Origin of the sequence: Marinomonas maritima, from assembly GCF_024435075.2 — a bacterium.
GTDB classification, from domain to species: domain Bacteria; phylum Pseudomonadota; class Gammaproteobacteria; order Pseudomonadales; family Marinomonadaceae; genus Marinomonas; species Marinomonas maritima.
In genome coordinates this window covers 43,456-69,465 of record NZ_JAMZEG020000001.1, presented here as the reverse complement: position 1 = coordinate 69,465, position 26,010 = coordinate 43,456, and the positions used below count along the sequence as shown (strand labels likewise).

Sequence of the window (26,010 nt, the reverse complement as noted above, 5' to 3'; positions counted from 1 at the left end):
TATGGCTTCTATTACCTTAAATGCATTAGCACACAGTTATGTAGAAAACCCAACCAAACCTGAAGATTACGCCATTCGTGAAATGACCCACGTTTGGGAACAAGGCGGAGCATTTGCGTTGCTTGGACCTTCTGGTTGCGGTAAATCCACGCTACTTAACATAATCTCTGGTCTATTGAAGCCCTCTAATGGTGAGATTTTGTTTGATGGTAAACGCGTCAACGAATTAAAACCCGAAGAGCGTAATATCGCACAAGTTTTTCAGTTTCCCGTTATTTACGACACTATGACGGTGTTTGATAACCTTGCATTCCCTTTGCGTAATATTGGTGTTCCAGAACATAAAATAAAATCAAAAGTACATGAAGTGGCTGAGATTTTAGAACTGTCTGATCAGCTAAAACGCAAAGCTAAAGGCCTTTCCGCCGACCAGAAGCAGAAAGTGTCGATGGGACGCGGTCTTGTTCGCGATAACGTGTCAGCCATTCTTTTTGATGAACCTCTTACGGTTATTGACCCACAGCTTAAATGGAAATTGCGCCGTAAACTCAAGCAGATCCATGAACAGTTCAACATCACCATGGTGTATGTGACTCATGATCAGCTCGAAGCCTCTACCTTTGCCGATAAAATCGCAGTGATGTACAACGGGCAAATCGTCCAGTTCGGTACACCACGTGAGTTGTTTGAAAACCCGGCCCATACCTTTGTTGGTTACTTTATTGGTAGCCCGGGCATGAACTTTTTTGACGTTGAGCTAAAAGACACACTTACTTTTGGCAGCCATGAAATTGCCACCAGCGATGCCATGCTTACCCGTTTAAAAGCCATGGGCGCCAGCAATATCAAAGTGGGCATTCGACCAGAGTTCGTTCATGTTTGGGATGGCAAAAATGATGATGCTTTTCCAGTCGAAGTGGACTTCGTTGAAGATCTAGGCACTTATAAAATTCTTTCTTTCTCGTTCAATGGCCAAATAATGAAAGCGCGCCTTAGCGAAGACCAGAAAGTGCCATCAGGGCAAATCTATGTGAGTTTTCCAGAGCAATGGACTAAGGTTTATGTGGACGAGTATCTCGTTGACTTAGCCGCTCACGCTATCAATAACGACAAGGATAAGGATAAGGAGACCGACCATGCAAACTAAAGTCGAAAACAACAAGGCTTGGTTCCTTGTTATGCCTGTTTTCCTTATCGTTGCCTTCTCTGCCATCATTCCTTTAATGACGGTAGTGAACTATTCGGTACAGGACATATTTGATCCTTATACACGCTACTTCGTTGGCACAGAATGGTTCAAACAAGTCATGTTAGACAGCCGCTTACACGAAGCATTACTTCGTCAGTTTGTCTATTCCATCACCATTCTTGCTATAGAAGTCCCATTGGGTATTTGTGTTGCTTTGATGATGCCAACCAAAGGACGAGGCGCTTCTTTGGCTTTGATCCTAGTCGCTATTCCTCTACTAATTCCTTGGAACGTAGTAGGTACAATCTGGCAAATCTTCGGGCGTGCAGACATTGGGTTATTCGGTGCCTTTATGAGCAGTCTTGGCGTTGATTACAACTATTCATCTAACCCAACCGATGCTTGGCTAACCGTTGTATTGATGGACGTATGGCATTGGACTCCCTTAATCGCTCTTTTGTGCTACTCCGGCTTACGTGCCATTCCAGAAGTGTATTACCAAGCAGCTCGCATTGACCAAGCCTCTCGCTGGGCCGTGTTCCGCTATATCCAATTGCCTAAACTAGCGAATGTGTTGGTTATCGGTATGTTATTGCGCTTTATGGACTCTTTCATGATCTACACCGAACCGTTTGTATTAACCGGTGGCGGTCCTGGTAGTTCAACGACATTCTTGAGTCAAGCCCTTGTGCAACAAGCCATTGGACAATTTGACCTTGGTCCTGCCGCGGCATTCTCATTGGTGTACTTCTTAATCATCTTGCTCGTGTGTTGGGTGTTCTACACCACCATCATGAACATGCAAAAAGACAAGTAGGAGCGGATCATGACTCAATCATCAACACCTATGTCAAATAAAAACTCTTCACAAGAGTACAAAGTCACTAAAGAACAAGCCCCAGTGTACAGCCGCGCGGAGCGTAAAGCCCGCAATGCGAATACTCGTGGACGCTTTGGTCTGGTGCTTTATGTGATTCTGTTGCTGTTGCCTATTTATTGGCTCGTCAACATGTCATTTAAAACCAATACAGAAATTCTCAGCGGCTTGTCTTTCTTCCCTGCCGATTTTACTTGGGAAAACTACGCCAAGATTTTTAGTGATTCAACCTGGTACATGGGGTATGTCAACTCAATACTGTACGTATCCATGAATATGGTTATTAGTTTGCTGGTTGCATTGCCTGCCGCCTACGCCTTTAGCCGCTATAAGTTCATTGGCGATAAGCACATGTTCTTCTGGTTGCTATCCAATCGTATGGCGCCACCAGCAGTATTCTTATTACCATTCTTCCAGCTGTACTCTTCCGTCGGCTTGTTCGATACACACATTGCGGTTGCGTTAGCCCACTGTATTTTCACTGTGCCTTTAGCCGTGTGGATACTGGAAGGCTTTATGAGCGGCGTGCCTCGTGAAATAGATGAAACAGCGTATATCGATGGTTACTCTTTTCCAAAATTTTTTGTGCGCATCTTCATTCCGTTGATTCGCTCAGGTATCGGTGTAACAGCATTCTTCTGTTTCATGTTCTCTTGGGTAGAGTTGTTATTGGCTCGTACACTAACATCTGTCGATGCCAAACCTATCGCGGCCATTATGACGCGTACCGTCTCTGCATCAGGAATGGATTGGGGGCTACTCGCTGCGGCGGGGGTGCTTACTATTCTGCCAGGAATGTTGGTCATTTATTTCGTTCGTAACCATGTCGCGAAGGGCTTTGCCCTTGGTCGAGTGTAAGGAGAATCATTATGGCTTGGATGTCTTGGACATTACCCACTGCTCTATTCTTTATCGGCATTGCTGTTATCTTGGTCGGCATGACCACATGGCAAATTGTCTCACCTTGCGTGGAACGTCGTGGCTTTTTGCCACTGGCCACCACCCGAGGAGATCGCTTATTCATAGGCCTGCTCAGCAGCGCCTTTATCCACCTCGCATTCGTTGCTTTGACGGATGTGAACATCGCGGTGGTAACCGTCCTATGCGCATTTTGGATGATTATCCTAATGCGTTGGGGCTAGAGAAAGTATTCGTACTTTCTCTCATCAGCGTCCCTAATCAATAGGAACGATGGATTGTCTGGCACGGAAGCCAATTAAAAAAACTAAACTTTGTTGAGGTAAAACATGCGCTACAATAAGAAGAAAATTGCACTAGCCGCCTTACCCTTTGCTGTTATGTTGCACTCTGCCAATATTTGGGCCGATGCATACTCTGACGCAGCAAAAAAATGGGTAGATAACGAATTTACTGTTTCCACGTTAAACAAAAAACAGCAGCTTGACGAAATGCACTGGTTTACCGACGCCGCGAAAAAATTCCGTGGTATGGAAATCAATGTTGCATCAGAAACGCTGACAACGCACCAATACGAGTCTCAAGTATTAGCCAAAGCTTTCGAAGAAATCACTGGTATTAAGGTCAACCATGACCTAATTCAAGAAGGTGACGTCGTCGAAAAACTGCAAACGCAAATGCAGTCTGGTCGTAATATCTATGATGCTTACGTAAACGACTCCGATTTGATCGGTACGCATTTCCGCTACGGAAAAGTCGTTCCTATCTCTGACATGATGCTGGGTGACGGCCAAGATTATACTTTGCCAACACTGGATCTTGCCGACTTTATCGGTTTGGATTTCACGACAGGTCCTGATGGAAAACTTTACCAATTGCCAACACAGCAGTTTGCTAACCTTTATTGGTTCCGAGCTGACTGGTTTGCTCGTCCTGACCTAAAAGCGAAATTCAAATCTATATACGGCTACGAACTAGGCGTACCAGTAAACTGGTCTGCTTACGAAGACATTGCTGAATTTTTCTCTGATAAAGTGAAAACCATCGATGGCAAACGCATTTATGGACACATGGATTACGGTAAAAAAGATCCATCTCTTGGATGGCGTTTCACCGATGCTTGGTTCTCTATGGCGGGTGCGGGCGACAAAGGTACACCAAATGGTTTGCCTGTGGATGAATGGGGTATTCGTATCAAAGATGCGTGTTCACCTGTTGGTTCAAGCGTCTCTCGTGGCGGTGCGACAAATGGCCCAGCGGCCGTTTATGCAACGACAAAGTACGTAGACTGGTTGCGTAAGTACGCGCCACCAGAAGCGCAAGGCATGACATTCTCTGAATCTGGTCCTGTACCAGCTCAAGGAGGCATCGCTCAGCAAATCTTCTGGTACACCGCGTTTACAGCTGACATGACGACTAAAGGTCTTCCTGTTGTGAATGAGGATGGCACTCCGAAATGGCGCATGGCACCATCTCCTGTTGGGCCATACTGGGAAGAAGGCATGAAAAAAGGTTATCAAGACGTTGGCGCTTGGACCTTCATGAACTCAACACCAGACGACCGTCGCTTAGCGGCTTGGTTGTACGCTCAGTTCACAACGGCTAAAACCGTTTCTTTGAAAAAAACCTTAGTAGGTCTAACGCCTATTCGTGAGTCGGATATCAACTCACCTGAAATGGCGGCTGCAGCACCTAAACTAGGTGGCTTAGTAGAGTTCTACAAAGGACCAGCTCGTAAACAGTGGTCTCCAACTGGGATTAACGTACCGGATTATCCTAAGCTAGCTCAGCTTTGGTGGCAGTACATTTCTCAAGCGGCCAGTGGCGAAGCGACACCTCAAGAAGCCTTGAACGGTCTAGCAGCGGCACAAGACAAAGTAATGGAACGTTTAGAGCGTGCTAACGTACAGCCTCTATGTGGACCAAAACTTAACACACCGCGTGACGAAGCTTACTGGTTGGCTCAACCAGGTTCGCCAAAAGCGAAATTGGCGAATGAAAAACCACAAGGCGTTACTGTTTCCTATGACGATTTAATTCGTTCTTGGGAATAATATCACCTTACACTCTCTGAACGTTTGACCGGCTTAGGCCGGTCTTTTTTTGAGCAAAATATGGAAAGTCTAGCTTAATGAGTTGATGATTTTTCTTTGTTTACCAGCACTTTCAATTCATCCTGCAAGCTTTCGATTTTTTCAGCCAGTATGTGCTGCTGAGAAAGTGGAATTTGTGATATATCTTGAAGTGAGATTTTCTCTAAATCTTCGAGTAAATTGACCAAATGCGTCATGCCTTCATCCTGTTTTTTCATGCTAGCTCTCTCCTTAAACTGCGTTTTGACTACTAAACATAGCTAACTTTTAAAGATTACACTGTCATAAATCAGAAAAGTTCTGTGAAAAATTAAAATTTTTATTAATTGAGGTCAAACGATTCGTATTAAGTCTTTTAAAATGAAGCAGTTACGAGTGTTTTAGCCAATCCGAACTTTATCTCAGCAGCCAAAATTAAATTCTTTATCGTTTACGTAAAACACTTTACGACACTGTGACTAACGCATTTTTTCATAATACGCCCCAATTAAAGACGACATCAGGCAGCTTCCGTCCACGAGAGCATCATCTGAATCTAAACGATGTCGCTGAAAATCTATATTTGAAAGCGTCGTAGCTTAATAAACAAAAAGCGAAAGTCGTTTCTGACTTTCGCTTTTTGTTTATTTATTTGTTTATTTGTTTATTTGTTTATTTGTTTAAAGAAGATAACCACCTTCCACTTCGATCACTGCATTTCGCAGAGCGATAGAATCATCACCCAATAGGTACATAATAGCACCAACATGGTCAGCCGAGTTTAACCCACGACCTAGTGGCGTTGCCCTAAGGCTTTCAAACAAAGAGTGTTCCTGCTCTTTCGTCATGCCGGCTTTAGATTGAATTTCTGTCGCCGTTACTCCTGGACGTACGATATTAATTCGCACTTCTGTGCTCGCCAATTCCATATTCGCCACACGAACTACCGCCTCAAATGCCGCTTTGCTGGCAGCATACGTGGCACAACCTTCAAAGCTTTTTGTCACCGCAATACTGGAAATAAACACCACACTAGCCGGTTTCGCTAGACTAGGTAAAAGCGCCTGTAAGGTAAAAAAAGGTCCTTTAGTATTAATTGCCATGGTTGTATCAAATGCGTCTGGCGTCGTCTCTGAAAAGGCATCGGGGTAAAAAATACCGGCATTTAATACAACACCATCAATGACTTTCCCTTCGCTTTTTAAGGTTTCACCCAACCAGCGAATTTGTCCCATATCCGCGTTGTCTACAAGATACCCCGTCACACCAAGCGCCATTGACACTCGATCCAACTTAGATTGGTCTCGACCAGTAATAATCACGTTATGCCCCAAATCGACACAATGCTTAGCTAATGTAAAACCGATACCCGATGTCGCACCTGTAATAAGAAATGTTTTTTGGTTCATGCTATTTACCCTAACGATGTGAGAGAACAAGCACACATGTTATGATTTTTTATAGTTTCCGATTAGGCACTAATAAAGAAACATTAAGTTTCCCTATTGGAACTTTCAATATTCAGATACATCCCTTATTCTGTTTCTTTCGCTTACCTATTTACGATAAGAAAATACATCTATGAAAGCCTTACTGAACCACCTTTCTCATCTGTATTTGTTTCAGGAAGTGATCCGCTTAGGCAGCTTTCAAGCCGCCGCCATACAATGCAACCTACCACGTTCGTCGGTGAGTAAAAAAATCCAGCAACTCGAAGCTCACTTAGGGCAAAGGCTCATTCAACGAAGCTCACGTAAATTAAGCCTAACAGAAGCGGGGATGTCCTTATTAGATGCCAGTCAGCCACTTAAGGCTCTAATAGAAGACTCACAACGAGTCATGGAAGATCTAGATTTCATACCATCGGGAAAGGTAAAAATCAGCTGTTCTTCGCTCATTGGTCAACATTATTTGTTACCTTTATTTAGCCAACTACGAGAGCAATATCCTAATATTTCACTAGAACTGAGTTTAAGCGACAAATATATAGACCTGATTGAAGAGCAAGTCGACATTGCCATTCGGATTGGACACTTACCGGATTCCTCCTTAGTAGCAAGAAAAATAGGAGTGAAGCGCTGGGGTTGGTATGCAAGTCCAGAATACCTTCACATACATGGCACGCCGACACATCCAAATGAATTGAATAACCACCAATGTTTAGTCTTTAAAAACAGCAATATAGAGTTGAAAAATTGGCCTTTCGATAACGGCAATGGCCGAATAGAGAGCATTCAAGTACAGAGTAATATAACGACAGATGATAGCAGAGCGCTCGTTGAAATGGCCCGTTTAGGGTTAGGAATCATCATGATTGACCCATTGCTCATCCGCAAAGACATTGAGCAAAAAACACTTATTCCTATACTGACCGATTGGAAACACCCTAGTACAGACCCAATTAATCTCGTTTGTTTAGGGCGCAACTATCGCAGTCGCGCTTCCACCAGTATCTGGGAAGCCCTTTATCAAACACTCAAGTTTGATTAGTCGTCAACGATGACCATGAGCAGCGTTAAGCTATTTCCTCTAAGGTATCAAATCACGCATAAGACTCTTGTTTCCATTCCGCCAATCGTACGCTACATTGTGCGGCGGCATGCCATAAAGGTTATCCAGCCATAGTGGAAAGAAGAATAAGCCGTTAATACGAATAAAACCGACGATACCTGCTAAAAGGTGTATTCAACCATGAAAGATGACTTTTAAACTTAGGTTTTATTAGGAATAAAAACGCTATGTTAAACAGCCAATATCGCCATTTACAGACCTATTTCAAAGATTTGATTCGGCAAAAAACGTTAAAAGCTGGCACTAAACTACCCTCTGAACGAGAAATCGGTGAACAATTCAAATTAACTCGCGTCACCGTGCGGCAAGCATTACAGAACCTAGAAGCAGAAGGCTTAATTTACAGACAAAATCGACGTGGATGGTTTGTTACCCCACCCGCTGTAATCTACGACCCAGCCAGTCATTTAAGCTTTAATTTGTATGTTTCTAAGCAGGGCGGTATACCGCACACAGAAAAGCTAATGCAGCAAGTTGAACCCGCTACCGCAGAGATCGCGCAATTAATGGGCATACAAGAACACACACCTATTCTCTTTTTACATCGTCGACGCTACATTGATCAACGTCCTGTATTGATAGAGAAAATATACATCAATATCGATCTTTTACCCGGAATAGAAAAAGAAGAGTTGAGCCAATCATTGGGCCAATTATTAAAACAAAAATACCAACTAGAATATCGCGATATGGACCTTGTGTTTAAATCCACCTCCTTACCTTCCCATGCAGCAAACGATCTTGGTATATCCGCAGGGCAAGCTGGACTACATATAGAAAGAATCAACTACACCAGCGACAAAAAAGTTCTAGAAATCGATTACGAATTCTGGCGACATGATGCCATGACAATCAAAATTTCCTTACGCGATTAGCGCCTTAACACGGCGTTTACAGTCACTCTCTCAGTAAGAGTGATCTTTACCTTCCAGCGTTTCTTTTTAAATATTTTCTACTCTGTATTCTTCCTGTCACATAGATGTCATCTCTGGCTGTTACTTTGTTCATCTGATCTGGTCTATACCAGTTGATAACTTGATGCATGGAGAAGTGAAGATGATAAAGAAAAACCCAATAATACGTCTGGCGGTTTTAGCAGGCATCGCAACGGTTTCTATCGCAACACACGCGGCACAAACTGAATTAACGGTTTACACTGCAGTGGAAGCCGAAGATCTTAAAAAATACGCTGCTCGCTTTAACGCTGACCACCCTGAAATCAAAATCAACTGGGTACGCGATTCCACGGGGATTGTAACCGCCAAGTTACTGGCTGAAAAAAACAATCCTCAAGCGGACGTTGTGTGGGGCTTGGCCGCGACCAGCCTTATGCTGTTAAAAAACGAAGGGATGCTCCAAAGCTATAAGCCTCAAGGCTACGATGCACTGTCTGCGAAATTTAAAGACACATCTGCTAACCCTGTCTGGACAGGAATGGACGCTTGGATTGCTGCAATTTGCTACAACACGGTCGAAGCAGGAAAGCTTGGTTTACCAAAACCTACTTCGTGGGCTGACCTAACCAACCCAATCTACAAAAACCACATTATTATGCCAAACCCAAATTCATCTGGTACGGGGTTCTTGGACGTCAGCAGTTGGTTACAAATTTTCGGCGAAGACAAGGGCTGGGAATATATGGATGGCCTACATAGTAACATCAGTCGTTACACTCACTCAGGTTCTAAGCCTTGTAAATTAGCCGCTTCAGGTGAAATACCAATCGGGATCTCATTTGCGTTTCGTGCCGCAAAATCGAAAAAATCTGGCGCACCATTGGACATTATTTTTCCAACTGAAGGCCTAGGATGGGACATGGAAGCCACTTCGATTATTAAGGGCACTGACAAACTCGCCGCGGCAAAAACCTTGGTTGATTGGACTGTGTCGAAAAAAGCCAATGAAATGTACAACGAAGGGTATGCCGTTGTGGCAATACCAGGCATTGCTAAGCCTGTTGAGTTTTTCCCAGAGAATGCAGAGACGTTAATGATTGATAACGACTTTGAGTGGACTGCAGCGAACCGCGTCAAGATTTTGTCTAAGTGGCAAGAACGCTACGACAGCAAAAGCGAAGCAAAATAAATCGCTGCTACGAATAGAGAATAAAGCCTCGCTTTATTCTCTATTTCTCTTTTTAACAACCGTCATATGATTTGTTTTTTGTGAAAAATTGATACGCGGTAAACACAAAATTATCGCCACAGTCCATTGTAAAAGACAGCATTGCAAAAAGCGCCCAAATTCAAGGAGGACAGTGATATGTCCAACCAAGCCTATTTAGAACTCAACAATATCGATCAAATGTTTGGCTCATTCCAAGCACTAAAAGACGTTTCACTAAATGTTTCTGAAGGCGAATTTGTCTGCTTTTTAGGTCCATCTGGCTGTGGTAAAACCAGTTTATTACGCATTATCGCGGGATTAGACACACCGACCTCTGGCGCCATTTTACAAGCTGGAAAAGACATCACGCATACACCGATTAATCATCGGGACTTTGGCATTGTCTTCCAATCTTATGCCTTATTTCCCAATTTAACCGTGGCGGACAACATCGCTTATGGCCTGGTATCGAAAAAGCTTTCTGTCAACGATCGTCGTGCACGTGTGACTGAATTACTGGCTACCGTTGGATTATCGGGCAGTGAAGGACGATACCCAGCGCAATTGTCTGGCGGTCAACAACAACGCGTGGCGCTGGCTCGTGCGTTGGCAACCTCACCCGGTTTACTGTTGTTGGATGAACCACTTTCTGCTTTAGATGCCCGCGTTCGATCTCACCTACGCCAAGAGATCAAACAACTGCAAGAGAAGCTCGGGGTTACCACCATTATGGTAACCCATGATCAAGAAGAAGCCCTCACCATGGCCGACCAAATCGTCGTCATGAATCAAGGCGTTATCGAGCAAATAGGCTCCCCACAAGACATCTATGCCCAACCGAGTACGCCTTTCGTGGCCGAATTTGTTGGTGAAATGAATTTTCTCAGCGCCAAAGTCAGCGGCACAGGACAAATGCAGTCGGCCGGCTTAACCCTACGCTGCACTCCGTCTTCTCATTTAACAATAGGCGACTGCGCTCAATTGGCGATTCGTCCTGAAGACGTGCGTTTTCATACAGAGGGAAAACAAGACAACCTACTTAACGCCAAAGTATTACATCTTGAATTCCTTGGCTCTCGCATGCGCTCTTTATTGAAACTCGAAAATCACGAACGCCCTATTTTGGCAGACATTTCCATGAACGAAATGTCGCGTCTTAGCCTGGTTCAGGGGCAAAATGTTGTCTGCCAATTACCTCATGATCGTTTGCATGTTTTTGGAGGCGAAGCATGAACGGATCTTCTCCAACGAGCCACTCTACTGCGGTAAAACGTCCTTGGTATGGTCGCCGAAGTATGGACGAATGGTCTCTGGGTGGCATTCTTATTGTAGGCGTCATCGGCCTCTTCATTTGTGTCGTTCTGCCTATCTACACCTTACTGTCCAAAAGTGTCGAAAACAAAGACGGCGAATTCATTGGTTTAGACAACTTCGCAAAGTTTATTGAAACACCAAGCTTATTTAGCTCTATTAGCAACTCGTTGTTTATCGCCTTACTTTCCACCGTTATTGTCACCAGTTTAGCCTTTTTAACTGCTTACGCGATCAGCCGTACACGCATTCCATTCAAAGGTGTATTTCGTATCGTCTTGGTATTGCCGATTTTAGCTCCGTCGTTATTGCCTGCGATCAGCTTGGTGTATTTGTTTGGCAATCAAGGTGTTTTAAAAGAAGTATTAATGGGTGCGAGCATTTACGGGCCAATCGGTATCGTCATTGGTTCCTGTTTTTGGACCTTTCCTCATGCCTTAATGATTATGCTGACCGCGCTTGCCAATACCGATGCGCGTTTGTACGAATCAGCAGAGGTTTTAGGTGCATCCCCCATGCGCACTTTTTTCACCGTCACTTTACCAGCCGCCAAATACGGCATCATCAGTGTAGCGTTTGTGGTGTTCACCTTAGTGATCACTGACTTTGGTGTTCCTAAGGTTATTGGCGGCCAATTCAACGTGTTGGCAACCGATATTTATAAACAAGTGATTGGTCAGCAGAACTTTGAAATGGGCGCGACCGTCAGTATGATTTTATTGCTTCCTGCCATACTCACCTTTATCACTGATCGCTGGTTACAACGTCGTCAGTCTGCCTTATTAACGTCGAAAGCCGTTCCTTGGACTCCACCCGTGCGTAAGATCATCGATAATGCCTTCTTCATTTTGATGATCTTGGTTTCTACCGTGATTTTGGGCATCATTGCCATGGCCGTATACGCCTCTTTAGTGACCTTCTGGCCTTACAATCAAACTCTATCTTTGAAGAATTATAACTTTGACTTAATGGATGGCGGTGGCTGGGACTCCTATTGGAATTCGATTCAACTCGCGACTTATACGGCATTGATTGGCACAAGCTTTATTTTCTTTCAATCCTATTTGGTTGCAAAACTGGCTGGCTTTAAAATACTAAAATGGTTCTTCCATCTATTTGCTATATTGCCCTTGGCTGTGCCCGGACTGGTATTAGGCTTGGCGTATATTTTCTTTTTCAATGCGCTGAATAACCCATTAAATGGTATTTATGGCACCATGACCATTTTGGTCGTGTGCACTATCAGTCACTTTTATACGGTTTGTCACCTCACAGCGACTACTGCGCTTAAGCAAATTGATTCCGAATTTGAATCGGTCTCGGCGTCGTTAAAAGTCCCACAAATCATTACCTTCTGGCGTGTATCATTGCCCGTTTGTATGCCTGCGGTGTTAGACATTGCCAGTTATTTGTTTGTGAATGCCATGACCACTGTTTCTGCCGTCGTTTTTTTGTATTCTTATAACACCACCTTGGCCTCGGTAGCGGTATTGAATATGGACGATGCCGGTGATATCGCACCCGCCGCCGCTATGGCGGTCATGATCATGGCGACCTGTATGGTCGCGCGCTTTGTTCATTGGTTATTAGGCAATGTCATCTTAAAACACACCCAACATTGGCGTCAGTGCTAGGAGCCTACACTCGATGAGCCTCACCGCCATTGTTCTCATACTCATGTCCGCCGTCATGCACGCGGGTTGGAACTTCTTTGGTAAGAAAACCAGCCCAACCTTAGGGTTTTTCTTCCTAACCATGGTGGCAGGCGCGGTATTATTTTCGCCCTTTGTATTCTGGCATTGGAATTTGGTTCAAGCCCTTAATCGCGATATTTTTCTTCTTCTGCTGATGACAGGGTTTTTCCAGTCGGTGTATTTATGGGGGTTGGCAGAAGCCTATCGCGCTGGTGACATGTCTATTGCGTACCCCATTGCACGCTCGTCACCGTTGATAATAGTGTGTCTATCAAGCATTTTACTTGGGCAACAAGGCGATGTTTCGACACAAGCCGTGGTCGGTATTGTGATGATTGTTTTAGGCTGCTTGTTTATTCCCTTACAAAGCTTCCGAGACTTTAAATTTGCCAACTACCATAATCGCACCACCACCTTTGCCATCGTGGCCGCCTTTGCGACGGCGGGTTATTCCTTGGTAGACGACCAAGCCACACAGCTCATGCGAGCGCTAACCGATCACTCAGGAAAATCCATTGCCAGCGCGGGGGAAGTAGCACTGGTTTATGTGGCGTTGCAAAGTGCTTTCGCTGTGATTTGGATGAGTTGGTTTGTTTTAAGCACAAATCAACTAAGGCATGACTTTACATCGCTGTTCCAAAAACAATGGCGTATTGGATTGCTCACTGCCGCACTGATGCTCGGCACCTATTCACTGGTGATCTTGAGCATGGCCTTTGTGGATAATGTCAGTTATGTGGTGGCGCTGCGTCAATTCAGCATTCCACTCGGCGTTTTATTTGCCGTCATAGGATTCGGAGAGTCCTTAAAAGCCCCCAAAATATTTGGGGTTAGTATCACCTTTATTGGATTAATCGCTGTGGCTCTAGGATGAGTTTCAATCGATTTTTCACATTGATTATCTATTCTTTTTTTAGGTAAGGAGCCTTCATGGCACTGGCATTTTTTGATCTTGATAACACCTTAGTCGCAGGTGATACCGCACACGCATTTTCTGAATACATGGCAGCAAACGCATTACCCACACCCACCGACTTCCTTGCGGTCAATCAGGCTCACATGGAAGACTACGACAACGGCGTGATGGATTTAGATGTTTACATGCGATACACCTTGTCACCATTGTTTGACCTAAACGAAACGCAAATAGACGCCTTCATTCACCAGTTTATTGACGATATCATCGTTTCCATGACATTGCCCAAAGCCAATACACTGCTGAAAAAACATCATGATGCCGGCGATGAAGTGGTGATTATTTCCGCCACAGGCATACATTTGGTCGCGCCGATTGCGCGCTATCTTGGCGTAAAACACGCGCTTGGCATCGATATAGAAATAAAAGAAGGACATATTACAGGCGAGTTAATCGGCATACCCACCTTCCGTGAAGGCAAGGTAATCCGAGCCGAACAATGGGCCAAAGAAAACGGCTTTCCAATAGAGGGCAGCTACTTTTACAGCGACTCACACAACGATTTGCCACTGCTCGAAAAAGTCCAATACCCAATTGCCGTTGACCCAGATTCTGTCTTGGAAAAAACCGCCAAAAGTAACGGCTGGCCGATTATCAGCTTGCGTTAAGCACTCAGAAAAACGAAAGCCTACCATGGCTTTCGTGATTCGATTCTCTGTTAAAGATTTTTGCTTTTCTGAAAAAAACGCTGGCTCAATTTGGCCGCCAAATGCGATCCAAATACAGGATGAGGAACAGGTGCCACCGCGAGCACGATATCGACAGACGGTAAGGCTGGCAGGTTCGAGCTTTCAATAATGTCCAAACCATAGGAAACACTGGAAACCGCCATCGCGCTGATACCTTGACCACGTCGTAATAAACTTTTTATTGCCGTTGCGCTGGAACTGCTGCACACCAACCGATATTCTCGACCTTGTTTTTCCAAACCATCAATGGCCGTGCTGTGGAACTTGCAATCCGGCTCGTACAAGAGCAACGAAAGCGGCGTTTGGTTTTCTATTTCTGCGTAGGTTGCATCGTCTCCTTTCACCCAAACGCCTGTATCATGCTTGAGTAAATACCCTTCTTCAGCGTCTGGTGAACGAGTCAAAATTGCGATGTCTATCTTTCCTTGATCCAACATCAAACGCAATTGTGTGCTGCAATCACAAATAACGCGCAGACTTTGTTGAGGAAGCTCCTGTCGAATGAAATCTACCATAGACGGTAAAATCGATTCGGCGTAGTCGTCTGGGCAACCAATGGTTAAAGGCGGATGCTGTAAATGCGCCGAAAAATGCCCGAGCGCTTCATCGTGCAATGACACAAGCCGTCTGGCATAGCTCACCAACTGCTGACCTTGCTCCGTCAACGCGAGGTTTCGCCCTTCCTTCACAAACAAACTATGGCCGGTGTCTTCTTCGAGCCGTTTCATTTGCATGCTGATGGCGCTTTGAGTACGAAAAGTTTGCTTGGCCGCACGCGTAAAACTGCCCGTGTCGACAAACGCAATGAAACTACGAAGTGCATCAATATCCATGACAAAAACCATTTATCACTATTTAGAATGGGAACCATCAAAACTATTCGTTAGTCATCACAAAAACAAGCTGTAACAATGACTCCATCAAAAAAACATCGAACAGAAACTTTAGAAAGACATCAAAAAGGAGCACGGCGAATGCAACTCATCATCGGCAACAAAAATTATTCCTCTTGGTCGCTACGCGGTTGGCTGGCGCTAAAAGCCTTCAACCTTCCATTTGAAGAGATCAAACTGGTGCTTTTCAGCGACACATTCCACAGCGAACTCGCCAAATATTCGCCCGTAGGCAAAGTACCCGTCTTGGTCGATAGCGACTTGAGCGTGTGGGATTCGCTGTCCATTTGTGAATATCTGAACGAAAACTATCTTGATGGAAAAGGCTGGCCAGCGGACAAGAGCAAACGCGCCGTAGCACGCTCTGTTGTGGCGGATATGCATTCTGGACTGTTTGGTATTCGTAATGAAATGCCGATGAATTGCCGAGCCCGACGTCATGTCGAACTGAGTAATCAAGCCAAAAAAGAAGTCGCCACGCTGGATGCGCTTTGGACAAAATTACGCGCCGAAAACGCACAAAACGGCGGCTATTTGTTTGGCGAGTTCAGCTTAGCCGATGCCTTCTTCGCGCCTGTTATCTTTCGTTTTAAAACGTATGGCATCGCCTTGTCAGCAGCGGCAAGTGACTACCAAACTACCATGCTCGCGCACCCAGCGATGCAAGAATGGCTGAACGATGCCATCGCTGAAACAGACGTCTACGCCGCAAGTGAAACAGGCGAAGCCGTTTAACCTCCTCTACACTGCATCTTTATTCAGACGATGAATAAAGATGCAGTCACTGTAATTTCCCCGTAAAATCAGCCGTCATTCAACTCCACCCTTCCTAAGGTTTTCATGACGACACTGACACGCAACGACGAACAGACAGATCAACCCGATGAGACATTAGACAATGCGAGAAACGCGTTTGAAATCAGCTTGTCCAACTTTGCGACAGATCACACAGAAGTCGTTGCTGATATGCAAAAAGTGGTTGAAGTATTGCTGACTAAAAAGCAGTTCGCTGAGGCATTAAAAGAGATAGAGCAATTAAAAAAGTTAGCCGCTTCGAATAAGAAGATCAAAATCGCGATGCTAGAAATGAAAAGCCGTATCAAACAAGTGGGCGCTAGATCTGGTTTTCGATCTAGAGCCACAAAGAAGTTTACAACACGAAAACCTAAAAACGTCTAATCAAACCGAAAGCTTGATGCGGTCGTGCCACCAAAGAGGCCTTTTTCATGATAAACACAGGTGGCTTGTGCGTTTTCTGCGGCACCAACCGCGACCATAAGCGGTATTAAGTGATCTTCTCTTGGATGACAAACTCGCGCGTAAGGCGCCTGTTCCCAGTCAACTAATAATTGTGTTCGTTGCTCTGGCGCCGTGTGTATCAAGGCGTTTTGTAACCAGGCATCAAATGCTGTCGATGGTACTTTGGCTTGCGGCCCCATCATGCGTAGGTTGTGATAACTCAAACCGCTACCGACGATCAATACACCTTCTTCACGCAATGGTGCCAGTGCACGACCAAGTGCCAAATGCTCCTCTGGATCAAGGTTAGATTTGAGCGACAATTGCACCAAAGGGACATCCGCTTTTGGGTACATGACTTCCATCGGCGTGAACGCACCATGGTCAAAGCCTTTCTCATCATCAAGGTCCACTGCAAAGCCAGCGTTCTTTATCAACTCAGCCACTCTCGAAGCCACTTGTGGCGAACCCGCTGCTGCGTATTTAATCTCGTAAGTATGTGCCGGAAAACCGGAATAATCGTATTCCATACTCGGCGCTGGATTGGATTGAACACCAAAGGTTTTACGTTCCCAATGACCAGAAATCATCAGAACGGCTTTGGGTTTTTCTTTCAGCTGGTTGGGCATATCCGCGAGCGCCGTTTCAAGATTAGCAAACATGGCACGCATGTCTGGAATGTAAGGCCAAGGGCCGCCGCCGTGGGAAATAAAGTAAGTCGGTAACATCGTGGTAAACCTCTGAAATAGCATGATTGGCCGTCGAGCAAATCGCTCCATCGGCTCAAGGTAATGCCATTCAGTCTAGGCTTGCCTCTACCCTTGATCAATACGCATCCGGTTAATCTACTGTTTCTAAATACGAAATAAAATCCACCAACCTATTACTTACATTTCTTTTTAGTGCGATAAAAAAGAACTCATTAGTCACCTAATAAGTTCTTAATATGGTCAGTTATTGGCTTTTTTCATTACAAAAAACACGCAGTCGATGACCGTCTGGATCAAGTGCCGTAAAGGTAGTTCCAAAGTCTAACTCTGTGGGTTCTTGAATAATTTGCACACCTAATTCACGCCATTTGGCGTAATGAACTTCTAACGTACTAATAGCATCAACGGTTAACGCCACCTCCATGGCTCCTGCTTTCACATTTTCTACTTTAGGGATCACGTCATCTTTCGCCCACAGCGCAAATTTGTTGCCTGTTTCGGAGACAAACATGGCAAAACCGTCCATAGATTCCACTGGCTCACGATCGAATAATGGACGATAAAAGTCCACGCTACGCTGAACATTGTCGACATACAAAATAATAAAATTTGAAAGATCCATGCTGTTTTCCTATTCAATGTTTTGCTTATAAAAAAGCGTCGTTGCTGTCACCGAGTTTTGCCTCGATGACGATAGAATAAACAGCAGGCGTGTCAGTTTCTGTCAGCAGTAATCAGTTGGTTTTTGTGGTGCTGGTGTCATGAAGTGTCGTTCGCCAACGCTTTAACAAAGCATGACGAGGTGTTGGATAACGCGTCTTTTCTAGCTCACACGTCAGGAGTCGATCGGTACGAAAATTTCGAATTTCTTGTCGTAATTCACACCATGCCACCAGCACACGGACTTCATCAAAATAACCCAATGCAAACGGCCAAATACGGCGCGTGGTTTTGTTGTCTTTTAAATCACGATAAGTAATAGAAAGAATTTTTTCATCTCGGATCGCTAGGCGAACTTCAGGCATATTAACCGAATCAATCACGGTATCTTTACTAGGGCCAATCAGCAAAGAAGTGTCGTCCAGTGTGTTCCTGAGTTCTGGTGGTAACACAGCAGCGATTTTATTCAGCGCGTTTTTTGCACCGTCGCTTAATTGGCTGTCAGTACGTTGCGCCACCCAACGAGCGCCTAATACCAAGGCCTCTATTTCCTCATCGTTGAACATCAAAGGCGGCAATAAAAAACCGGGTCGCAAGACATACCCCATTCCCGCTTCGCCTTCAATATTAGCACCTTGCTCTTGTAAGGTAGCAATATCGCGGTACAAGGTTCTTAAGCTAATGCCGAGGGTTTCAGCAAGCAGTTTACCTGCCACCGGATAACGATGGCTGCGCAATAAATCAATCAAAGTCAGTAAGCGTTGGGAGCGAGACAAGTCGTTACTCTCCTAAAGAGGTCTTCATATTAGGCGGATAATCGGTAAATCCGAGTGCCAACACATCCAAGGTAACGTCTTTAAAGCGCGCTAATAACAATGCTTCCGCTTCAACTAACACATCGCTGATCGCTTTATTAACCGCAATTTCAATCGGGCACGAGGTGTGTTCATCAGACAGTCCTATGGTGAAAACTGAACTGTCTCCCAGCGCATCATGAATGTCGAATAAGGTAATCTTGGATAGAGCGATCTCCAGCGACCAACCACCGCCGTGACCTTTAACCGAAGTAACGTAACCTTTATCTCTCAAACCTGCCATGGTACGGCGCACCACCACGGGATTGGTATTCAACATACTGGCAATTTTGTCGGACGTTGCCGGAGCATCAAGCTGATCCATGTGAATCAATACGTGCAACATACGCGATAAACGACTGTCTTTTCTCATCAAACATCTCATCAACCTTGGTGGTGCCGTTATTCTAACTCAGTTTTTCACGAAACATTTAAAGTGTCGTGAGTTGACTTTATTATTTCACGTAACTTATGATGTTTCTTAATATGATTATTCAAACTTACAAATGAGGAACGAGAGAATGCAACAAGATGTCATCGTAATCGGCGGGAGTTTTGCAGGCTTATCCGCCGCTATGCAGCTAGTAAGAGGACAAAGAAGCGTGACGGTGATTGACGCGGGCGAACCCAGAAACCGCTTTGCCGACCAGTCACACGGATTTTTTGGATTAGATGGCGCATCACCGCTGGCTATTCAGCAGGAAACATACCGCCAATTACTAAAATATCCAACGGCCAGCATTGTTGAAGACAAAGCGAGCGCAGTAGAAAAAAGTGCGGCAGGGTTCAATGTCAAACTGGAAGACGGTAGTACGCTTCACAGTAAAAAACTCATTTTAGCCACGGGTCTAAGAGACGAACTGCCCAATATTCCGGGGTTAAAAGAGCGCTGGGGGACGACCGTCATTCATTGCCCTTATTGCCATGGTTATGAAGTGCGTAATCAACCACTTGGTGTCATCGCAAGCAGTGTGTTATCCGCTCATCAGGCGGGCATGATTCCTGATTGGGGGCCGACCACTTACTTTACTCAAGGTCTATACGAACCGGATGACGAACAACGTGCGTTTCTAATGAAACGCGGTGTGACCATTGAAAGCACGCCGGTATTAGAAGTGCTCGGAAGGCCACCAAAAATTTCCAGTGTGTATCTTGCCGATGGCCGAACCCTTTATATGGCGGCATTGTTTGTCGCTCCCAAAACACACATGTCGAGTCCCTTTGCAGAACAACTAGGCTGTGAGTTTGAAGAGGGTCCGCTGGGGCTTGTCATTAAGACGGATGACTTTAAACAAACCAGTGTAGAAGGCCTTTTTGCCGCTGGCGATGTGTCTAATCCGATGCAGAATGCCACGCTCGCGTCGGCGTCTGGCGTTATGGCTGGTGTCGGAGCTCATAGATCATTAATGCACGATTAAAAAACACCACCATCACCTTTATCATGCCATTCAGAGGTAGAAAGCCAATATTCACCTCTGTTTTGGCTCACTGGAATGCAAAACTCGTGTAATTAATATCTCCTTTGCTACGCTTTTTTTCGCCTCTACGCTGCCCACTCTGTGTTGAAAGCGCTTGTTAAGTAAACTCTACGTCATGAATATGAAATCCCAGATGACATAAGGGTTTCAGCGTATTTTCATGGAATTTTTAAGGCCCATAAAACAGGCTATGATGGGGAAAAGAACGACACAACACAGATATTTATCAGGAGATAAAACATGTCTTTCAACATAGCAAAGCGCACTATTTTAAGCAGCATTATTGCTGCATCATCGGTTTCAACCTTGGCGCTAGCGCAACAAGAAGAAGGTTTCACCGTAACGCCAAGCATTGGCTACTACAACATGGATAGCGACCGAGACGTCAAGGATGACAAAGCCTACTCATTGGGCCTAGGTTACCAATTCAATAACCCTTGGGCGGTGGAGTTTGTTTACCTAAACGCCGATACAGAACAATCAAGCAGTGGCAGTAACGTCGATGTAGATCAGTATCGACTAGACGGTTTGTACCACTTACCAACGATCCGTTCGGCCAATCTCACACCGTATTTGGCCGCTGGGGTGGGAACGACTGATTTTGGCAATTCGTCGAGCCATAACAACGTACAATTAAACGCCGGTGGCGGCTTGAAATACGCGGTCAATGACACGGTTTCCCTTCGTGCTGATTTCCGTTTGGTTGATGATGTAGAAGATCATCACCTCGATAACATCACCTCGCTTGGTGTTCAAATGACCTTTGGTCGACCCGCGACAAGAACGACTTCCGACGACAGCGGCTACACGCCGGTTGAAGCAACAACCTACACACAAGCCGAGCCGGAACCTGTTCCCGTCGCTGAATCACAGCAAGCCATTGAGCCAGAAGTCGTCAATGCGGAACCTATGCCAGCCGAAGACGCCATGCAAGACGAACCTGTGATGATAGCGCCCGTTGTGGCTCAAAACGAAGAACCAGAACTAACGGAGCAAGCACCAAAAGTTGCTGCATTACCTCCGGTTAAATTAAACGTTCTATTCGGTAACAACAAAACCGATGTGGAGCAAAAGTACTACCCTGAAATAGAGAAGCTTGCCATGTTCCTTAAAGAACACCCACAAAGCACCGTATTAATCGAAGGTCATACCGACGACACAGGTGCCGCAAGCTACAATCAAACGGTTTCTGAAAAACGCGCGAAAGCCATTGCGGATGTGTTGATTAGAACTTTTGAAGTATCCGAAGAACGTGTCAGCGCCATTGGTTACGGTGAAGATACGCCTTTGTTTGACAATGACACCGCAGAACACCGCAAAGCCAACCGCCGTGTTGTTGCGGTAATCTCTTCACAATAAAAGACGTTACCTATACGTTTTAAAAAATGCTCAGGAACTTGGTTCCTGAGCATTTTTTTTGCTTTTTTTCGCGCCCCCTCCCTCTAAAAAATCGCTACGCTTCATTACCTAACACCACCTTTACGTAACTAATTTGTAACGCATTTTATATATGTTTTGAATTGTATCCCTTTGCGTTTTTTCCTTTCACATTACGTCATAATCCACACTTTCTAGCGTGACTGAATGTATTAACTATACTCAGGTAGCAATGTCTCAAACTTACCAGGGAATCACCCATGTCTTTTTTATTGAATAAACGCGCCCTTTTTGTTGGCCTAATCGCAGCGTCTTCTGTCGCACAAGCGACGCCAGAAGAAGGTTTTACTATTGCACCGAGCATCGGTTACTACAACATGGACAACCACCGAGGTGTTGATAACACTACTGCCTTGTCACTTGGCTTAGGCTATCAGTTTGGCAACCCGTGGGCAGTTGAATTTGTTTACCTAAATGCAGACAGTGAAGCATCTGTTGGCGGTAGCGATGTCGACGCTGATCAATATCGTCTAGATGCGTTGTATCACTTAGCAGAGCAAGGTAATTGGACGCCGTACTTGGCTGCGGGTGTTGGCACAACAGATTTTAGTCCTGGCGAAAACAATGCCCTTATCAACGCAGGCGGCGGTGTGAAATACGCCTTAAACCAAGATTTGTCACTGCGCGCTGATTTTCGCCTAATCAACGACGTTGAAGATCACGAATTAGACAACCTAACCATGGTTGGTCTTCATTATGTCTTCGGTGCAAAATCTGCACCTGCAGAAGCCGAAGAAGAACCAGTAAAAGCCATAGCTCAGCCAGCAAAGCCCACTGATGCCGACAACGACGGTGTGATCGATGCGAACGACCTATGTCAAAACACGCCAGCAGGTGTTTCTGTCGACATAAAAGGTTGTGCGTTGGATTCTGATAAAGACGGCGTTGCGGATCACAAAGACCAGTGTTTGAACACACCGATGGGCGTTTCTGTCGACATGAAAGGTTGTGCATTGGATTCTGACAAAGACGGCGTAGCCGATCACCTTGATGCTTGTGCAAATTCAGCCGCAGGATCAAAAGTGAACGCGAAAGGTTGTTACCTTGTATTAAAAGAAGCGAAGTCCATTCGTTTAGACGTTCAGTTTGCAAGCAACTCTTCTGTTGTTAACGCGAAATACTTTCCTCAAATCAAGAAAGTGGCCGCGTTCCTAAAAGAGTACCCTAAAACAAGCGTCGTGATTGAAGGCCACACAGACGACAGCGGTTCTGCAGCATACAACCAAGCGTTATCTGAAAAACGTGCGAAAGCCATCGCGACGGTTTTGACAAAGGAGCTTGGCGTCGCGGCTAACCGTGTTACTGCAATTGGTTACGGCGAAGAAAAACCAATGGTTAACAATAATACTGCGGCAAATCGCGAAGCGAACCGCCGTGTTGTGGCCATTATTTCATCAAAATAAAACCGCTCTAAAACCACACAACGCCCGCTGGAAACATCGGGCGTTTTTTTTGCGAAATTGCCACTTTATGAACGCCTTGTACTTACTTCCACCACAATCAAATTTCGTCATTCTCAAGTGAAAATTTACTGTAATAAGAAACGTATTTCCTACACTTTTTTACGCACTTTTTTAGCGTCTAATCGCTCCAAAACAACCTCGTTGGTAAAGCTTACGTCATGATTGAGTAGCGGTGGTTCACGTCCTATTTTTTGCGCTTTTTAGCGGGGCTTTTCAATGAAAATATTTGGCGTAACCTAAGTAGCGAACAACATAACACTATGTTCATTAGGAGAAATTTACATGTCTACCTCTTTTAAAAAACGTACTCTTTTTAGTGGTGTCCTGATTGCTTCATCCATCGCGACCATGACCTATGCAGCAACGCCAAAAGAAGGCATCACAGTAACGCCAAGCATCGGCTATTACAATACAGATGGCGATAGACAAGCTGGCAATGATACGTCTTACTCCATTGGTGTCGGTTATCAAACTAATAGTCCGCTGGCTCTAGAAGCCGTGTATCTTCATTCTGATGCCAATAAGCATGGTCGCAACAACGATTTAGACCAGTACCGAGTTGATGGCCTATACAGCCTACCTGAGTTCACCACAGTGAACTTAACGCCTTACGTGGCCGCTGGTGTTGGTATAACCGATGTTGATGGCGACTCAAACAACTTATTGGTCAACGCGGGCGGTGGCGTAAAATACGCCATTAATAGCGATGTCGATCTTCGTGCCGACTTCCGCTTAGTGAAAGACATAGAAGACAACCATTTGGATAACGTCACCTCGGTTGGTGTGCAATACAGTTTCGGTATGCCAGGCCAAAAAGCGTCTAACTAAACGCTCGTAAGAACACGACTAGCCGAAAAAAAACCCATCAAAACAAAAATGCCCAATGTTTCCATTGGGCATTTTTTATGCGTACTGTCCGTAAGCCAAATCTTATGTCGCGCCGCGATCCGCTAAAAAATCGCACACGCCTTTGGCCGCTAAACGCCCTGTGGCAAAACACGCCGTTAGCAAATACCCACCGGTTGGCGCTTCCCAATCTAACATTTCACCGGCACAAAAAACGCCCGGAACAGCGTTCAACATCAAGACGGAATCGACGCTGCTTTCGCACACGCCACCGGCACTGGAAATCGCCTCATCAATCGACTTGGTTTTATAAAAACTCACCGGTACCGCTTTCAAACAACGCGCTAACGTTTCCGGCGTATGAAACGCTTCTTTCGGGAAAAACTCATGCAGTAAAGCCGCTTTTACACCACTAATACCTAGCGTACGTTTTAAATATTTACCAAATGATTCCTTCGGTTTGGTATTACGCAGTTTTTTAATCACTTGCTCTTCGCTTTGCAGAGGCAAAAAGTCCATCAACAAAGACGATTGTCCGGAATCATTAATACCATCACGTAAGTACTTAGAAAAAGCATAAACCAGACTGCCTTCCATGCCGTCTTTGGTGACAATGCATTCGCCTTTTTTCGTCACCACGTGACCATCGTTTAAGGTGAAAGAAAACGCGACGTCTTTCAGAGGACTGCCTGCGAACTTCGTTTGTAAATGCTCACTCCACTCACTGTAAAAACCACAGTTAGCACTTTGCAGTGGTGCAAGCACAACACCGTTATTATGTAGAGTAGACTGCCAAGCACCGTCAGAACCCAGCTTAGGCCAGCTGGCTCCACCCATTGCCAGCACAATCGCATCCGCCTGAACGACAACGTCCTCGCCATTGTGATCAAACGTCACTCGATTATTCTCCAATGCAGTCATTTTATGACGCATATGGAATACCACACCCGACTCACGCAAACGCGTCAACCAATGACGCAGCAACGGCGCGGCTTTCATGTCTTTAGGAAACACTCGACCAGACGTGCCCACAAAAGTGTCAATGCCCAAACCATGAATCCAGTCACATAACGCATCGGCGTCAAACTGACTAATCGCCGAATCGAGCCAATTGGCTTTGTCGTAATAACGTTGAATAAACTCAGGGTATGCTTCGGAATGAGTAATGTTCATGCCACCCACACCAGCCAATAAAAACTTACGGCACGCGCTGGGTTTAGCATCGTAGACATGAACCTGATGACCGGCGGCACAAATACCTTCAGCCGCCATCAAGCCCGCTGGGCCTGCACCGACAACAATAACTGTTTTTTGCGTTTGCACCACTTCTCGCATACTGACCAACACTGCCTAAAAAAGAGAATGATAAAGAAAATTGCTCCGACCACCAATGGCTTGAAGCAAAATAGTCACGATCTTATGCTTTAGGCTTAGTGCTTTGCACCCCTGCCGTTACCGCAAGTCGCATCGCCTCTTCAACGCCAATGTCGAGCGTCGTTAAACGATCTCGAGAAATATACAAAGTAATGCCGCCAATTTGATAACTTAACGGCACATACACGCCGACCAAATCCTGCTCACCAAACAGCCGTTTTCCCGTTTGTTCTCCAGTCACAAAGCCAATCACTTGAGCGCCGTTCCATTCCAGCGAGACCACGTTTTTCATTTCTTTCTTTTCAGCCAGATTAAACACCATCATCATGTCTTTAATCGCACCATAAATGGACTTCACCAAAGGAATGCGTTCAAAAATATTATGACTGAGCTTCACCAAATAACGCACACCATAAAGATTGACTAAGAAACCAATCAACACCAAGGTGCCTAATGTGGCAAGAAGCCCCAATCCAGGGAAATACAAAATATCGGGGATCAGAAACAGCAAAATCGGCTGAGCAAGCTCTTCTCCTGTGGCCAATAACCAATAAATCAAATACACCGTCAAGCCTATCGGCAAAACCGCAACCAAGCCTTTTAACAATAAAGAAATCAGTTTGTTCATTTTATGAATGATCCTATGAATTTGT

At 45.1% G+C, this 26,010-nt stretch carries 27 protein-coding genes; 18 read left to right on the top strand and 9 right to left on the bottom strand.

Annotation, left to right across the window (positions count from 1 at the left end; genetic code table 11):
- Position 1: 1 nt before the first annotated feature.
- The 5 genes from M3I01_RS00360 to M3I01_RS00340 all read left to right on the top strand — a co-directional run bounded on the left by M3I01_RS00360 (position 2) and on the right by M3I01_RS00340 (position 5,038).
- Complete coding sequence (locus tag M3I01_RS00360) at positions 2-1,147, top strand: ABC transporter ATP-binding protein (RefSeq protein WP_255893543.1); 1,146 nt, start codon at positions 2-4, stop codon at positions 1,145-1,147.
- Positions 1,137-2,006, top strand: coding sequence for a carbohydrate ABC transporter permease (locus tag M3I01_RS00355; RefSeq protein ID WP_255893542.1), 870 nt, complete (start codon positions 1,137-1,139; stop codon positions 2,004-2,006). Before M3I01_RS00360 ends, M3I01_RS00355 begins: the two co-directional genes overlap by 11 nt.
- 9 nt (positions 2,007-2,015) lie before the next feature.
- A complete protein-coding gene (locus M3I01_RS00350; RefSeq protein ID WP_394358953.1) occupies positions 2,016-2,924 on the top strand; it encodes a carbohydrate ABC transporter permease in 909 nt (302 codons plus the stop codon).
- Between the two features lie 11 nt (positions 2,925-2,935).
- Positions 2,936-3,208, top strand: a complete 273-nt coding sequence (locus M3I01_RS00345) for a DUF2160 domain-containing protein (RefSeq protein WP_112135557.1) — start codon at positions 2,936-2,938, stop codon at positions 3,206-3,208.
- A 105-nt stretch (positions 3,209-3,313) separates the two neighbouring features.
- Positions 3,314-5,038, top strand: coding sequence for an ABC transporter substrate-binding protein (locus M3I01_RS00340; protein ID WP_255893541.1), 1,725 nt, complete (start codon positions 3,314-3,316; stop codon positions 5,036-5,038).
- Positions 5,039-5,112: 74 nt separating this feature from the next.
- Here M3I01_RS00340 and M3I01_RS00335 read toward each other — a convergent pair whose 3' ends face one another.
- Positions 5,113-5,295: a hypothetical protein gene (locus M3I01_RS00335; RefSeq protein ID WP_176333943.1), complete on the bottom strand. Its 183-nt coding sequence runs from the start codon at positions 5,293-5,295 to the stop codon at positions 5,113-5,115.
- Positions 5,296-5,736: 441 nt separating this feature from the next.
- Complete coding sequence (locus M3I01_RS00330; protein WP_255893539.1) at positions 5,737-6,465, bottom strand: SDR family NAD(P)-dependent oxidoreductase; 729 nt, start codon at positions 6,463-6,465, stop codon at positions 5,737-5,739.
- Positions 6,466-6,637: 172 nt separating this feature from the next.
- On the opposite strand from M3I01_RS00330, the gene M3I01_RS00325 reads away from it, so the two are divergent.
- The 7 genes from M3I01_RS00325 to M3I01_RS00295 all read left to right on the top strand — a co-directional run bounded on the left by M3I01_RS00325 (position 6,638) and on the right by M3I01_RS00295 (position 14,322).
- Positions 6,638-7,546, top strand: coding sequence for a LysR family transcriptional regulator (locus tag M3I01_RS00325; RefSeq protein WP_255893537.1), 909 nt, complete (start codon positions 6,638-6,640; stop codon positions 7,544-7,546).
- Between the two features lie 248 nt (positions 7,547-7,794).
- Positions 7,795-8,502, top strand: a complete 708-nt coding sequence (locus tag M3I01_RS00320) for a UTRA domain-containing protein (protein ID WP_255893535.1) — start codon at positions 7,795-7,797, stop codon at positions 8,500-8,502.
- A gap of 181 nt (positions 8,503-8,683) precedes the next feature.
- Positions 8,684-9,712, top strand: a complete 1,029-nt coding sequence (locus M3I01_RS00315) for a putative 2-aminoethylphosphonate ABC transporter substrate-binding protein (protein WP_255893534.1) — start codon at positions 8,684-8,686, stop codon at positions 9,710-9,712.
- Positions 9,713-9,889: 177 nt separating this feature from the next.
- The gene (locus M3I01_RS00310) at positions 9,890-10,966 is read left to right on the top strand and encodes a putative 2-aminoethylphosphonate ABC transporter ATP-binding protein (protein ID WP_255893533.1); all 1,077 of its coding nucleotides are present in this window, start codon (positions 9,890-9,892) and stop codon (positions 10,964-10,966) included.
- Positions 10,963-12,678, top strand: a complete 1,716-nt coding sequence (locus tag M3I01_RS00305; protein WP_255893531.1) for a putative 2-aminoethylphosphonate ABC transporter permease subunit — start codon at positions 10,963-10,965, stop codon at positions 12,676-12,678. Before M3I01_RS00310 ends, M3I01_RS00305 begins: the two co-directional genes overlap by 4 nt.
- Positions 12,679-12,691: 13 nt before the next feature.
- Positions 12,692-13,612 (top strand): EamA family transporter, encoded by a 921-nt coding sequence (locus M3I01_RS00300; RefSeq protein WP_255893529.1) that lies wholly within the window; start codon positions 12,692-12,694, stop codon positions 13,610-13,612.
- A 56-nt stretch (positions 13,613-13,668) separates the two neighbouring features.
- The gene (locus M3I01_RS00295; RefSeq protein WP_255893528.1) at positions 13,669-14,322 is read left to right on the top strand and encodes an HAD family hydrolase; all 654 of its coding nucleotides are present in this window, start codon (positions 13,669-13,671) and stop codon (positions 14,320-14,322) included.
- 50 nt (positions 14,323-14,372) lie between these two features.
- Here M3I01_RS00295 and M3I01_RS00290 read toward each other — a convergent pair whose 3' ends face one another.
- The gene (locus M3I01_RS00290; RefSeq protein WP_255893527.1) at positions 14,373-15,236 is read right to left on the bottom strand and encodes a LysR family transcriptional regulator; all 864 of its coding nucleotides are present in this window, start codon (positions 15,234-15,236) and stop codon (positions 14,373-14,375) included.
- 141 nt (positions 15,237-15,377) lie between these two features.
- Here M3I01_RS00290 and M3I01_RS00285 point away from each other — a divergent pair, with 141 nt between their 5' ends.
- Positions 15,378-16,031, top strand: a complete 654-nt coding sequence (locus M3I01_RS00285; RefSeq protein WP_255893526.1) for a glutathione S-transferase family protein — start codon at positions 15,378-15,380, stop codon at positions 16,029-16,031.
- Between the two features lie 105 nt (positions 16,032-16,136).
- Positions 16,137-16,475 (top strand): hypothetical protein, encoded by a 339-nt coding sequence (locus M3I01_RS00280; protein WP_255893525.1) that lies wholly within the window; start codon positions 16,137-16,139, stop codon positions 16,473-16,475.
- Here M3I01_RS00280 and M3I01_RS00275 read toward each other — a convergent pair.
- The 4 genes from M3I01_RS00275 to M3I01_RS00260 all read right to left on the bottom strand — a co-directional run bounded on the left by M3I01_RS00275 (position 16,472) and on the right by M3I01_RS00260 (position 19,132).
- The gene (locus tag M3I01_RS00275; RefSeq protein WP_255893524.1) at positions 16,472-17,263 is read right to left on the bottom strand and encodes a DODA-type extradiol aromatic ring-opening family dioxygenase; all 792 of its coding nucleotides are present in this window, start codon (positions 17,261-17,263) and stop codon (positions 16,472-16,474) included. The two genes, M3I01_RS00280 and M3I01_RS00275, sit on opposite strands and share 4 nt — an antisense overlap.
- Positions 17,264-17,489: 226 nt before the next feature.
- The gene (locus tag M3I01_RS00270; RefSeq protein WP_255893522.1) at positions 17,490-17,867 is read right to left on the bottom strand and encodes a VOC family protein; all 378 of its coding nucleotides are present in this window, start codon (positions 17,865-17,867) and stop codon (positions 17,490-17,492) included.
- Between the two features lie 112 nt (positions 17,868-17,979).
- A complete protein-coding gene (locus M3I01_RS00265) occupies positions 17,980-18,681 on the bottom strand; it encodes a helix-turn-helix transcriptional regulator (protein WP_255893521.1) in 702 nt (233 codons plus the stop codon).
- A gap of 4 nt (positions 18,682-18,685) precedes the next feature.
- Positions 18,686-19,132 carry an RrF2 family transcriptional regulator gene (locus M3I01_RS00260; RefSeq protein ID WP_255893520.1) on the bottom strand — a complete coding sequence of 149 codons (447 nt, stop codon included), beginning with the start codon at positions 19,130-19,132 and terminating at the stop codon, positions 18,686-18,688.
- A gap of 148 nt (positions 19,133-19,280) precedes the next feature.
- Here M3I01_RS00260 and M3I01_RS00255 point away from each other — a divergent pair, with 148 nt between their 5' ends.
- From M3I01_RS00255 to M3I01_RS00240, 4 genes are all read left to right on the top strand, one after another.
- Positions 19,281-20,177: an NAD(P)/FAD-dependent oxidoreductase gene (locus M3I01_RS00255; protein ID WP_275564852.1), complete on the top strand. Its 897-nt coding sequence runs from the start codon at positions 19,281-19,283 to the stop codon at positions 20,175-20,177.
- Positions 20,178-20,477: 300 nt separating this feature from the next.
- Entirely contained in the window at positions 20,478-21,596 is a 1,119-nt protein-coding gene (locus M3I01_RS00250) for an OmpA family protein (RefSeq protein ID WP_255893517.1), read from the top strand.
- A gap of 278 nt (positions 21,597-21,874) precedes the next feature.
- Positions 21,875-23,077 carry an OmpA family protein gene (locus tag M3I01_RS00245; protein ID WP_255893516.1) on the top strand — a complete coding sequence of 401 codons (1,203 nt, stop codon included), beginning with the start codon at positions 21,875-21,877 and terminating at the stop codon, positions 23,075-23,077.
- A gap of 342 nt (positions 23,078-23,419) precedes the next feature.
- Positions 23,420-23,965 carry a porin family protein gene (locus tag M3I01_RS00240; protein ID WP_255893515.1) on the top strand — a complete coding sequence of 182 codons (546 nt, stop codon included), beginning with the start codon at positions 23,420-23,422 and terminating at the stop codon, positions 23,963-23,965.
- A 102-nt stretch (positions 23,966-24,067) separates the two neighbouring features.
- Here the strand turns inward: M3I01_RS00240 and M3I01_RS00235 are convergent, their stop codons facing one another.
- A complete protein-coding gene (locus tag M3I01_RS00235; protein ID WP_255893514.1) occupies positions 24,068-25,318 on the bottom strand; it encodes a TIGR03862 family flavoprotein in 1,251 nt (416 codons plus the stop codon).
- An 82-nt stretch (positions 25,319-25,400) separates the two neighbouring features.
- Positions 25,401-25,985 carry a DUF502 domain-containing protein gene (locus tag M3I01_RS00230; protein ID WP_255893512.1) on the bottom strand — a complete coding sequence of 195 codons (585 nt, stop codon included), beginning with the start codon at positions 25,983-25,985 and terminating at the stop codon, positions 25,401-25,403.
- Positions 25,986-26,010 lie beyond the last annotated feature (25 nt).